This window comes from Pseudomonas sp. PAMC 26793, from assembly GCF_000313235.1.
GTDB classification, from domain to species: domain Bacteria; phylum Pseudomonadota; class Gammaproteobacteria; order Pseudomonadales; family Pseudomonadaceae; genus Aquipseudomonas; species Aquipseudomonas yamanorum.
Map to the genome: position 1 here is coordinate 296894 of NZ_AMXG01000054.1, position 12416 is coordinate 309309.

The window sequence follows — 12416 nt, forward strand, 5'->3', positions numbered from 1 at the left end:
TTCCTCATGGCGTCACACAGCGCGCCGGGGCGGTTTCGAAATACACCTGCGGGTCGGCTTTTTCCGCGAGTTCAACCTGCAGTTCACAGCGGCTCATGCCGGGTGCCTTGACCCACAGGCGACGTGGGTCCAGCACGTTCGGCAGGAACACTTGGCTGCCTTCCTGCACCAGGGTCACGAACTCGCCATCGGCGGTACTGACCGTGGCGCCACGGGGCAGCGGCGTGCCGTGGTCGGTGGTCACCGTGAGCAAGGCACGGCGGGTCAGGGCCACGCCGAATTCCACACGGTCTACCGCGCCGCGCCCGGCGCTGATGACGGCCAGGCCGTTGCTGATATCGGCATTGCGCGGCAGCGACTGGGTTTGCACTTCCACGGGGCTGCGCCCATAGGCGGACACTTGCGGCACCACGGCCTGGCCCTGGAAGTCGGTCCACACCGGACCACTGGGCGTGGTGAGCTTGACCCCGGCCATATCGCCGACAGACACCAGGGCAAAGGTGTCGCGCACCGGGTAAGGCGAGAAGGTCACGCCACCGCTGTGGGCCACCACCGCACCGCGTGCGCCGCCCTGGTAGCTGGAGCGTTCGGCGTCCGAGCGGCTGTAGTTCAGGTCCAGTTGTGCATAGCGCGGCAGATAGGACACGCCGAGGGTGGATTCCACTTGTTGGTCGCGGCTGTCGTGCTCGGCGCTGACCCGATAACTGAGTTGATCGTTGACCTGCTCGTTCACCCCCAGGCCGATGCGGTGCTCGCCACCGGAGTTGCGCACCCAGGAACGCCCGCGGCGGTTCTCGCCCAGGGGCACGCTCAGGTTCAGGTACACCGCGTTCTCGTTATTCTGCCGGCCGCTGACCTGCCATTCGGCACTGGCCGACAGCGACACGCCGCGCACGCTGGTGCCCCACGAGGCCAGGGCGCGGCTGCTGTTTTCGCCGTTGAACGTGGTGGTGCGCGACAGGCCGGCATTGAAGGCGCCCAGCCATGGATGGGCCCAGCCCAGGGCCAGGCTCTGCTGGTCGCGATAGCGGGTGAGGCGACCGTCGTCGTCCCGTGAATCGTAGTAGGCGGCGTCTTCCAGCTCCCGATAGCCCATGGTGCGGTGGGAGGCGCCGGCGGTGATCGACCATTGTCGGCCCAGGCGCTGGGACAGGCTCAAGTCGGTCTGTACGCCGCGTTCACCCAGGCGTTGGGCATCGGCTATCTGGGTCGACAGTTGTAGCTGGCCGTCTGTCCACGGCAACAGGCCAAGGCTGGCACCCGTGGCACGGTAGTCCTCGGCGGCAAGCGCGCCGGCCCCCAGGCTCAGGCGCGGGTTCAAGGCGCCGCTCCAGCCGCCGCTGATCACCCATGGATCGTCGCCCCGTGTATCGCCGATATTGCGCACCCGGCCTGCTCCCAGCGAGTAACCCGGTTCTGGCAGGCCGATGCCGAGCATCGCCGCCGGCACGGTGAAGCGCCGTTCTTCGCCGCTGCTTTCCTTGACCGTCACTTCAACGTCCGAGCGTGTGTTCAGGCGCCGAACATCGGTCAGCGAGAACGGCCCGGCCGGCACCACGGTGGAGTGAATCAGCGCGCCGTTCTGGCGCACTTCCACCTGGGCCGGGCTGTTGGCGATGCCGCTGATGGTCGAGCCCTGTTCCTGGTCCTGCAGGGCTTGTTCGGTAAACAGCTGCATGCCGGTGATCTGTGCGGATGACAGCACCGGGTTGTAGAGGTTGATCTGCCCGGCCTGCAGCACCGTCTGCTGCTCGGCGAAGGTGCGCTGGGCATAGGCTTCCAGGTGGGTACTGCGGGACCGGGAGTCTTGCCAGGTCTGTACCTGGCGGCTGCGCACGATCCAGTCGCCCGCGTTGAACCCCACTTCGGTATTGGCCGAGCCAAAGCGGCTGGCGTCGTCGCCATAGCGGTTGTACAAACCGGTGAGGTCGTAGTTGAGCAAGCCGGCGAACCCTCCGGTTTCATAACCGGACAACTCACGCTGGCGCGGGCGCAGGGCATCGGTGGGCACCATCAGGCTCACGCTCAGGCTGGCGGGATCTTGCTCCACCACGGTTTGCGGGTATTCGCCGAGGAAGTCATGGCAGGTGCTGTCGCCCAGCGGCGCCGGTATCACCAGGTCGGCGGCGTCCAGCAGCGGGCGGTCAAAGCACAGCGCGCCCTGGCTGTCGAACTGCACATCAAGGCGTCCACGGCGCTGGCCGTTCACCGTCAGGCTCACAGCGTGGCGGCCGCTGGTGTAGCGCGGTGCGTCCAGCAACAGGTAGGCCAGTTCCGGGTCGATACCGCGCTGGTGCAGGGTTTGCGCATCGAAGGCGTCGGCCCAGGCATCGGCCGACAGCAACGCCATGGTCAGTGGCAGCGCGGCCCGTATCCGGGCTGGGCGTAAAGGACAGTCGGGCACGGCTTCGCCAGCCGGGTCAGTGGTTACTGTGTTCACGTAAAGGCACTCAGGTTATGGAAACCGGCAACGGTTGGCGGGCTTCCCGGTGACAGTCACAGGGCTGTCACTTCGTTATTCAGCGTTTGCGGCGGTTATCGGTGCTTCATAGGCGGCGACGGCAAAGCCGTAGACGGTGGCCGGTTGCAGACGCACCGCCGTGGCGGTGTGGGGGGTACTGAGCCGCAGGGTTTCGCCGGGCAACACATACGTGCGCGGCAGCACCAGGCTTTGCTTGCCCGGCAGCAATTGCAGCTCCTGGGCCAGGCGCACCACGTAAGGCGTGGGGTTGGCGACCTGCAGGTGACCAGCGTTCAACGACCAGGTCAGCCCGGTCCAGGGGGTGCGGTTCGGCGCCAGGCCCTTGGGGTGAATGATCACCGGCAGGTTCTGGCGCACGGTCACGCCCACCCGAGCGTGACCTGCCTGGGCGGCATCACGGTCCTTGGGCATACCCTCGAAGATCACCCGTTTCAGGCGTTGGGTTGTCAGGGGCGTGGGGTTGCGCAGAATGAAGCGCACCAGCTGGCTTTTGTCGGCCTCGACCCGGGACAGGGGCGGGGTGACGAACAGCAACGATTCGGTGTCTTCCGGAATGTCTTCGAGGGTGACATGCAGCAGGGCCAGTTTGCCGTCGGTGTTGGTCACCGACACCGAGGCTTCGCCGTCGGCCTCGTTGACGATCACCACCGAGGTGTCGGGCACCATGCCGTCGGCAAACGCCTGGGTGCTCAGCAGCCAGCCCAGGGCCAGCAAGGTTGGATAGGTCTTCATGACGCAGTTCCTAAAATGATCACAGGGCTTAGAGGTAGCGCAGGTCCAGGACCAGTGAGCCATCGAGGGGAACGTCCTGCCTGAGGGTCAGACGGTTCGCCGGGTGGATGGTGGTCTGTGCGCGGATCCGGGTGGTCAGGGTGACGATGGGTTCCGGAAACGGTCGGCCGGGACGGGCAAAGCCCATCAGGGTCTTGGGGTGGATGGCCGGTTGGGGAGCCCAGAGGCCGCCCTCGGGGTTTGACACAAGTGACTGCATGACCTGGCCGTCCCCCAGCGCGGCTTCGAACGCCAGGCCGACGGTGCCCAAGTGTTCCGTGGGCGCGTTGGGGTTTTTCCCCAGGCCGTAGAAAGTGTCCGGTGCGGCAGACGAATCCTCGCGGCTGTCCATGCCGATCAGGGCAAACAACAAGGGGCCGCTGCAGTGGATCTCCACGTCCAGCCATTGGCTGGGCAATGGGGTGGGCGCCTCCTGGTTGAGGGTATGGGCAGGGATGGTGCCATGGTCGATAACCCCGCTGCCGGAGAGCGCGATCGTGCAGGAACTGGGGGTTACGAGGCCCGAAAGGGTCATCTCGGTGGCGGTGCTGGCAAACACGCTAGAGCCGGTGTTGAGCAATAACAGCGCCGCGTACAGGCGTAGGGTTCTGTTCATCATTCGGTCTTCAATGTGTTCGGTGCGCTAAGGCGCCTCGCCGCGAGCGGCGAGGCCGCGGGTTTACAGGTACTTCACTTCGAACGTGGCGGAGCCGTCGATGGGGTGTTCATCGCTCAGGTCCAGGCTGTCGGCCCGGGCAATATGGCCGTAGACGGTCAAGTCGCTGGTCACTTGCTCGATCGCAACGGGTAGCCAGATGCCGCTTGATCGGTCACCGAAGGCGGCCAGTGAGGAGGGCACTAGCGCGGTGTCGTCCAGGTCACTCCAGGTGGTGCCGTCATCCGATGAGAACAGGACTTTGGTGTTAACGCTGTCGGCCACCGCGTTTTGCAGGGTCAGGTCATAACCACCCAGTTTTTGCGTGCCGTTGATCAGGCCCAGGCCATACCCGTTGAGCGTGCTGCCGGAGCCTGCGCGGTTGTCAGTGCCCTTGATCGCAAACAGGGTGCTGCCCTCGCAGGTGATGGTCAGTTGCAGTGTGGTTCTTGGCAGTGGCGTCTGGGTCGTCAGGTTCAGGTCCTTGGCGGAAATCTTGCCGTAGTCGATCACGCCGGCACCGGACAGGCCGGGGGTGCAGGCACTGGGGGTAATCACCCCTTTGACAGTCAGGTCGACGGTTGACGCCGCCAGGGCTGAGGCGCTGGTGCTGACCAGCAGCGCGGTGGCCAGGGCATTGAGCGTAAGTTTCATGGGGCACACGTTTCCTTTCGAGTGGGGCCGCTTGAATAAAGGGTTACAGGTACTTCAGTTGTACGGTGGCATGGCCGTCCAGTGGCACTTCGTCGAGCACGGTCAGGCGGTCGGTGCCGTCGACCATGGTGTACACGCGCAGGTTGGCGTTGAAGCGCGTCACGGCGATCGGCGTCGCGTTGGTGGCAGCCGAGATGGACGTAATCACGTTATGGCCGAGGACCACTGACGGGCTCCAGGTGGCCCCGCCATCGTCGGAGGTAATGGTTCTAACCACGAGGCCGTCGGCCGTCGTGTTGTAGAGGCCGAAGGCGGCGCTGCCGAGTTTTTCGTCGTTGGCCGTCGTGCCCAGGCCATGCCAGTTCGGGTTGATCGCCGCAGTACCCGCACGGTTATCGATGGTGCTCAGCGCGATGAACGTTGGCGCGTCACACAGGATTTCCATCTGCATGGTTTGCGAAGGCAGTGAAGTGGGGCGATCCGCATTGAGCTCCTTGGCCGGCATCTTTCCGTAATCCACTACACCTCCGCTGGAGAGCATGGGTTCACAGGCATTGGGCGTGATGGTGCCCGTGACGGCGAAGTCGGTGCTGCTGGCGGCCAGCACGGTGGGGGCCAGCAGCAACGTGGCGAGAAAGACAGCGGGTGAGGAATTCATAGGCGAGCGGCACCTTTGGTTGCAGAGTCGATGGTGTAAGGGATTAGAGGTACATCACTTCGATGGTGGCCGAGCCGTCGATATTGACTTCGTTGCTCAGGTCCAGGCCGTCGGTGCGGTTGATGTAGCCGCTGTAGGCCACGGGCGTGACCAGTAGCTGGGTGGCGCGCGGGGTGCTGGCGTCTGCCAGGGTGGCGACCGAAACATAGACGCCGGTTTCGAAGCTGTTCCAACGCTCCCACGTGACGCCATTGTCGAAGGACCCGATGGCTTGCACGGTTTCGCCGTCGGCCTGGGGCGGGTTAGTGCTGGTGCCCAGGTTCAAGGTATAGGAGCCCAGCTTTTGCGTGCCGTTGATAAAGCCCAGCCCGAAGCCGCTGCTGGTGCCAGAGCCATCGCGGTTATCGGTCGCCTTGAGAGCGAAGATGACCGGCGCATCGCAGGTCACGGTCATTTGCAACTCGACTTTTGGCAGCATCGTGATCTGGGTGGCATTCAAGTCCTTGGCCGACATTTTGCCGTGGTCGATAACTCCGCCGCTGGACAGGCTTGGGGTGCAGGCGTTGGGGGTGATGATGCCCTTGACGGTCAGGTCCACGGTGCTGGCGGCGAAGGCAGGGGCGGTGCCGGTGATCAGCAGGGTGCTGGCAAGGGCGATCAGGTGCTTGTTCATGGTCTGTTGTCTCGGTCTCGGGTCGACTGACGGGTGCACGTCACCGCAGCGCAGAAGGAGGCGCAGTTGGGCGTCGAGTCAGTTCGGATGGTTGGCCGCCAGGTGAATTGGCGGGTTGCCCTCTTGGGCTGGGGCGCAATTTAGCGCCGGGGGGAAGGAGGGGAAATACAAGAATTACGACAATCCGCTATCGCTCAAGCTCGCCTGCGTCAAGTCGGAATAGGTGGGCTGTACTGTAGGAAAAACTGTCTTTTCGTAGTTCTTGTATCGCAAGAGTGGTATTCATGTGGATAGCTTGATTCGGTAATGGGTGCCAGAGGGATGGGTTAAGGATCACCGTCGAGCGCACCCTCACCTGACGATAAGCCAGGGCCGCCCGACGGCCCTGGCAGGTCGGCACCGATATCGAGGTGGCCATGACGCCAAGCGTGTTTGCTGACGACGCCCCCAAGCAGCAAACGGTGCCATGGCGCAGTCCTCCTGCTCACTGGAAGCACCTGAGCGTGCTGATCGTCGAGGACCATCAGGCCTATCGCGCCTTGATGGGCTGGTTCCTGCAAAAATTCGAAATCGATCACGAGTTGGTGCGTAACGGGCAGGCTGCGTTGACGGCCCTCGCCCTCCGGCATTTCGACCTGGTGATCAGTGATTGCCGCATGCCGGTGCTGGATGGCTACAGCATGGCCCGTGAGATCAGGCGGCGTGAGGCCGTACATAGCCGCCCGCGTGTGCCGATCATTGCCTTGACCGCCAAACTCTCACCGGATGATGCCCGCCGCTGCCTTGAGGCCGGCATGGACGCCTGGCTGCTCAAGCCGCTGACTCTGGAACAATTGCGTTCGGTGCTCGAGCAGTGGTTGCCACAGCCACCGGGCGCGAGTGCGCACCCACCGTCCACACCAGTGGCCAGGGCTAACTGGCCAAGCCGCGCCGAACTGATCAAGACCTTTGGTGATGAACAGGTGGTGAACCAGATGTTGCGCACCCTGGTTTTGGAGGCCGAGGCTGATTACGCAGACCTGGTAAAGGCTTGCCGCATCGTCGACCCGCATGCATTGGTCGACAGCTTGCATCGCCTGGCGGGAAGCCTGGCATTTTTTGGCGAGACTGAACTGGATCGCTGTGCGGGTGAGTTGATCGAGCAGGTGCGCAAGCACGGGATCCGGTGCAACAGGCGGGCGTTGCAGCAGTTCGACCAGGACCTGCTGGTGTATCTGCGCTATTTGACAGATTTATGACATTTTCAGTGATTCTTGTAGGGGGTATTACCTTTGTGTGTAGGGGTGGTTTGTAGGCGGTTTCCTTTTTTGCTGTAGGTAAAAAATCACCCACTTAAGAACACGGGACGCCATTGAAAAACGCTCCTGAGTGGGCGGTTGTTGCTCGGGTCGGACAGGGTTATTTTGCGCAAATCAATTTGCCATTACTCATGGATTTCTATGCTTCGCGTAATTATTGCTGATGATCATCCCATTGTTCGGATCGGGCAGAAGGTGGTGATCGAGGCCAACGGCAAGTGCAAGGTAGTCGGTGAGGCCAATGGCCCGGATGAGCTGCTGCGGGTACTGGGTACCACCCCTTGCGACGTGCTGGTGACGGACTTCGCCATGCCGGGCGGGCAGCAGGCTGACGGCTATGTGTTGTTGGGCTTGTTGCAACGGCAATACCCCGGGGTGCCGGTGATCCTGGTGACGATGTTCGCCAATATCGCCACCTTGCGTGCCTCGTTCGCCGAGGGCGCCCGAGGTATTGTCGCCAAGAGTGCATCGGCCAAGGAGTTGCCCACGGCGATCAAGGAGGTCTGCGAGGGCAAGACCTTCGTCAGCGAGTCCCTGCGGACCCAGTTGGTGCAGGCGGGCACGGGCGATCAATCACAACCCCCGCAGCTGTCCGGCAAGGAGCGCGAAGTGGTGCGCATGTTGGCCAGCGGCATGACCGTCAGCCAGATTGCCGCGCGGGTCAATCGCAGCATCTCCACCATCAGCAAACAGAAAAGCACCGCCATGAACCGGCTGTGTATCTCCACCGATGTGGATTTGTTCGCCTATGCTCGCAGCAGCGGAATGGTGCCCTGAAGGGCTGGGATGAGGTATTCCTGGCGTTGATGCCAGTAGTGTTCCCGGGCCTTGGGGATTATCGTACCGACCCTCCAAACCCCTTTTGCGGAAACTGCCCATGAGCGACGCCCATAACGCCCTGATCACCGAGTTCTACAGCGCCTTCCAGCGCCTGGATGCCGAGGCCATGAGCGCCTGCTACACCGACGACGTGGTGTTCAGCGACCCGGCGTTCGGTGAACTGCGTGGCCGTGATGCTGGCGACATGTGGCGCATGCTGACCACTCGGGCCAAGGATTTTTCCCTGACTTTCGACAGTGTGCGCAGCGATGAAATCACCGGCAGCGCCCATTGGGTGGCGACCTACCTGTTCAGCGCAACCGGCAACACCGTGGTCAACGATATCCGGGCGCGTTTTGTGTTTCGTGACGGCAAGATCTGCGAGCACCACGACCACTTTGACCTGTGGCGTTGGTCGCGCCAGGCGTTGGGCACCAAGGGCCTGTTGCTGGGCTGGACACCGCTGGTGAAAAACGCCGTGCGGGCCCAGGCGCTGAAAGGGTTGAAGGCGTTCCAGGCCAGTCGTTGATAAGATTGGCGCTCCTTTGGTTTGCCGAATTGATCCGTGACGACTCCTTCTGAAGCCAAACCGTGGTTTGTCTACCTGGTGCGCGCCGCCAATGGCTCGCTCTACTGCGGCATCAGCAATGACCCGGTGCGCCGTTTTGCCATGCACCAGAGCGGCAAAGGCGCGCGGTTTTTTCTCTCAAGCCCCGCCGTGGCGCTGGTGTACACCGAAGAGTGCACCAGCAAGGCCGAGGCGCTGCGCCAGGAACGGCTGATCAAGAAACTCAAGAAAAGCGCCAAGGAATGCCTGGCGGCCACGGGCCCATCACTCTGACTGATGGGTTCCCATCACGCCAATCAGCGGTTGGGCGCGCTAAGCTGAACATCCACTTGTTTTTAGCGGAGTCCAGCATGTCCGAGTTGATTCTTCACCATTACCCGACATCCCCGTTCGCGGAAAAAGCGCGCCTGCTGCTGGGCTTCAAAGGCTTGTCCTGGCGCTCGGTGCACATCTCGCCGGTGATGCCCAAGCCTGACCTGACCGCGCTCACCGGCGGCTATCGCAAGACACCCGTGCTGCAGGTCGGCGCTGACGTCTATTGCGACACCGCGTTGATTGCCCGGCGCCTTGAGCAGGAGAAATCAACGCCGGCACTGTTCCCACTGGGCCAGGAAGCGATCACCCGCACCTTCGCCGCCTGGGCCGATTCTGTAGTGTTTGCCCATGCCGTCAGCCTGGTGTTCCAGCCGGAGTCGGTGGCGGTGCGTTTTGCCAAGCTGCCGCCGGAAGCGATCAAGGCGTTTATCGCCGACCGTACCGCGCTGTTCAGTGGTGGTTCGGCGACCCGCATCCCGGCGGAACTCGCACGCCACCAATGGCCGGCGATCATGGCGCGGCTGGAGCAACAGTTGCAGCGCGAATCGGGAGATTTCCTGTTTGGCGAGCCGTCGATTGCCGACTTCTCCCTGGCCCATCCGCTCTGGTTCCTCAAGGCCACGCCGGTGACGGCGCCGTTGGTGGATGTTTATCCCGCCGTTTCGGCCTGGCTGGGCCGGGTGTTTGGTTTTGGTCATGGCACCTTCAGCGAAATGAGTTCGGAACAGGCGCTGGAGGTGGCCCGCAACGCTGCACCGGCTGCCTTGCCTGAAGAATTGTTCGTCGACCCGAACGGCTTCAAGGCTGGCCAGCAGGTGACCATCTCTGCGACCGATTACGGTGTTGATCCGGTGGCGGGGGAACTGCTGTTTACCGGGAGTGAAGAGCTGATTCTGCGGCGCACCGATGAACGCGGCGGCACCGTACACGTGCACTTTCCACGCTTCGGATTTCGGATCCAACCGGCGTGACTGAAATTATTTTCAAATCAGTGTGAGGTAAACCTGTCGGCGATCCGTGTAGTGCTTGAAACTGCGATTAATTCGCATTAACAGCGTTTTTACACACGGGTTCTCAAGCATGAAGTCCAGGGCAACGTCGGCGGGTTCGGTTAAACATTGGCTGGGAGCCTCGGTATTGGCAGTGTCGGGGCTGGCGCTGCTGCCCCTGGGCGTGGCGCAGGCGGCAGAGGCGCAGCAACAGAGCGCAGTGTTCAACTTTGCCCTGTCTGCCAAGCCGCTGCCCCAGGCGTTGAGCGACTTCACCCGGGTGACCGGCATCAGCGTGGTCTACACCGACGAAGCGCCTTACGCCATCAAGGCCCCGGCCATCACCGGGCAGATGAGCGCGGCCCAGGCCATGCAACGCCTGCTGGGCAACTCCGGCTTCACTTTCCGCCAGATCGATGCCCGCACCCTGGCCCTGGAACCGCTGCCCACCGACGGCGCGCTGAACCTCGGCGCCACGACCATCAGCGGTGCCGCCCTGGCCTCGGATACCACCAGCTATCAACCGCCGCCTACCAGTTCGGTGATGCGTTCCCACGGCCTGCTGCTGGAAACCCCACAAACCGTCAACGTCGTGCCGGCCCAGGTGATTCGCGATCAACAGCCGCGCAACCTCGACGATGCCCTGGCTAACGTCAGCGGCATTACCCAGGCCAACACCTTGGGCAGCACCCAGGACGCGGTGATGTTGCGTGGTTTTGGTGACAACCGAAACGGTTCGATCATGCAGGACGGCATGCCGCTGGTGCAGGGCCGCGCGATGAACTCCACCGCCGAGCGCGTCGAAGTGCTAAAGGGCCCGTCGTCGTTGCTGTATGGCATCCAGGATCCGGGTGGCGTGGTCAACATCGTCAGCAAGAAACCCGAGCTGACTCAATCCACGTCGCTGACGGTGCGTGGCTCGACTTTTGGTGACGGCAAGAATGGCAGCGGCGGCAACCTCGATACCACGGGGCCGATCGGTGATAGCGGGTTGGCGTATCGCTTGATCGTCGATCATGAAGACGAGGATTACTGGCGCAACTACGGCACGCACCGCGAGAGTCTGATCGCACCGTCGCTGGCCTGGTACGGCGACAACACCAAGCTGTTGTTTGCCTATGAGCACCGGGAGTTTCTCTCGCCGTTTGACCGAGGGACTGCCATCAGCCCTACGACCAACCATCCGCTGGATATTCCGGCTACCCGTCGGCTGGACGAACCGTTCAACAATATGGAAGGCCGTTCGGACCTGTACCGCTTCGAAGCCGACCATGACCTGAATGACGACTGGAAAGCCCACTTCGGCTACAGCTGGAACCGCGAGACCTACGACGCCAGCCAGGTGCGTGTGGTCAAGGTCAACACCAACGGCACCCTGACCCGTAGCATGGACGGCACCCAAGGCGCATTGACTACTGACCGCTTCGCCACCGCCAGCCTTGAAGGCAAGGTCAACGTCGCGGGCATGCAGCACGACCTGACCTTCGGCCTGGATGACGAGTACCGCAAGATCTACCGGGCCGACCTGATCCGCCAGGCGCCCCGTGGCACGTTCAACTACAACGACCCGGTCTATGGCAATGAAGTGGCGGGCACCACCGTCAGCGCGCCGGACAGCAACCAGATGGACCTGCTGCGCAGCGACTCGCTGTTCCTGCAGGATGCGATCCACCTCACCGACCAGTGGATCCTGGTGGGCGGCGCGCGTTATCAGATGTATGACCAATACGCCGGCAAGGGTGTCCCGTTCACCGCCAACACCGACGGCAATGGCCAGAAGTGGGTGCCACGCGCGGGCCTGGTGTACCGCTATACCGACGAGCTGTCGTTCTATGGCAGCTACACCGAGTCGTTCAAGCCCAACTCCACCATCGCGCCGCTGGCTAACAAAAGCGTGTTGGATGGCAGCCTTGAACCGGAGCAGTCGAAGTCCTGGGAGTTGGGGACCAAACTCGACATTCCGGGTCGCATCACTGCCAGCGCCGCCCTGTTCAACATCGAAAAACGCAACGTGCTGGTGCAGGTCGGCGATGGCCTGACCTCGGTCTACAGCGTCGCCGGCAAAGTGCGCTCCCGTGGTCTGGAACTGGATGCCAGCGGCCAACTGACGGACAAGTGGAGCGTGATCGGCAGCTATGCCTACACCGATGCAGAGGTTACCGAAGACCCGGAATACAAAGGTAATCGCCTGCAAAACGTGGCGAAGAACACCGGCTCGCTGTCGGCGGTGTATGACTTCGGCAGCATTCTCGGTGGCGACCAGCTGCGGGTCGGTGCCGGGGCACGTTATGTCGGCGAGCGCGCAGGGGACGCGGCCAACAGCTTCGAACTGCCGGGCTACACCGTGGCCGATGCGTTCGCCACCTATGACACTAAAATCGAGGGGCAGAAGGTCAAGTTCCAGCTCAACGTGAAGAACCTGTTTGACCGCACCTATTACACCTCCGCCGTGAACACCCAGTTCGTGTCCATCGGCGATGCGCGGCAGGTGTCGGTGTCCAGCACCCTGACGTTCTAAATTCGGCTGCACCGTA

The 12416-nt window shown here is 62.6% G+C and carries 12 protein-coding genes; 6 read left to right on the top strand and 6 right to left on the bottom strand.

Going from position 1 to position 12416, the window contains the following annotated elements:
* Positions 1-4: 4 nt before the first annotated feature.
* From D109_RS0129210 to D109_RS0129235, 6 genes are all read right to left on the bottom strand, one after another.
* On the bottom strand, positions 5-2374 hold the full coding sequence (locus tag D109_RS0129210; protein ID WP_050555092.1) for a fimbria/pilus outer membrane usher protein: 2370 nt from the start codon (positions 2372-2374) through the stop codon (positions 5-7).
* A gap of 141 nt (positions 2375-2515) precedes the next feature.
* Positions 2516-3214 (bottom strand): fimbria/pilus chaperone family protein, encoded by a 699-nt coding sequence (locus D109_RS0129215; protein ID WP_017480036.1) that lies wholly within the window; start codon positions 3212-3214, stop codon positions 2516-2518.
* A 28-nt stretch (positions 3215-3242) separates the two neighbouring features.
* Complete coding sequence (locus D109_RS0129220; protein ID WP_256219624.1) at positions 3243-3869, bottom strand: DUF1120 domain-containing protein; 627 nt, start codon at positions 3867-3869, stop codon at positions 3243-3245.
* A gap of 63 nt (positions 3870-3932) precedes the next feature.
* Entirely contained in the window at positions 3933-4562 is a 630-nt protein-coding gene (locus D109_RS0129225; RefSeq protein ID WP_017480038.1) for a DUF1120 domain-containing protein, read from the bottom strand.
* A 43-nt stretch (positions 4563-4605) separates the two neighbouring features.
* Entirely contained in the window at positions 4606-5220 is a 615-nt protein-coding gene (locus tag D109_RS0129230; protein ID WP_017480039.1) for a DUF1120 domain-containing protein, read from the bottom strand.
* Between the two features lie 43 nt (positions 5221-5263).
* Complete coding sequence (locus tag D109_RS0129235; RefSeq protein ID WP_017480040.1) at positions 5264-5893, bottom strand: DUF1120 domain-containing protein; 630 nt, start codon at positions 5891-5893, stop codon at positions 5264-5266.
* Between the two features lie 503 nt (positions 5894-6396).
* Here D109_RS0129235 and D109_RS0129240 point away from each other — a divergent pair.
* The 6 genes from D109_RS0129240 (at position 6397) to D109_RS0129265 (ending at position 12400) form a co-directional block, all read left to right on the top strand.
* The gene (locus D109_RS0129240) at positions 6397-7131 is read left to right on the top strand and encodes a response regulator (protein WP_026078296.1); all 735 of its coding nucleotides are present in this window, start codon (positions 6397-6399) and stop codon (positions 7129-7131) included.
* 201 nt (positions 7132-7332) lie between these two features.
* Positions 7333-7968 carry a response regulator transcription factor gene (locus D109_RS0129245; protein WP_017480042.1) on the top strand — a complete coding sequence of 212 codons (636 nt, stop codon included), beginning with the start codon at positions 7333-7335 and terminating at the stop codon, positions 7966-7968.
* Between the two features lie 100 nt (positions 7969-8068).
* Positions 8069-8539, top strand: a complete 471-nt coding sequence (locus D109_RS0129250; RefSeq protein WP_010170354.1) for a nuclear transport factor 2 family protein — start codon at positions 8069-8071, stop codon at positions 8537-8539.
* Between the two features lie 36 nt (positions 8540-8575).
* The gene (locus D109_RS0129255; protein WP_017480043.1) at positions 8576-8851 is read left to right on the top strand and encodes a GIY-YIG nuclease family protein; all 276 of its coding nucleotides are present in this window, start codon (positions 8576-8578) and stop codon (positions 8849-8851) included.
* Positions 8852-8928: 77 nt separating this feature from the next.
* Positions 8929-9864, top strand: a complete 936-nt coding sequence (locus tag D109_RS0129260) for a glutathione S-transferase family protein (protein ID WP_017480044.1) — start codon at positions 8929-8931, stop codon at positions 9862-9864.
* Positions 9865-9973: 109 nt separating this feature from the next.
* On the top strand, positions 9974-12400 hold the full coding sequence (locus tag D109_RS0129265) for a TonB-dependent receptor (RefSeq protein WP_050555090.1): 2427 nt from the start codon (positions 9974-9976) through the stop codon (positions 12398-12400).
* Positions 12401-12416 lie beyond the last annotated feature (16 nt).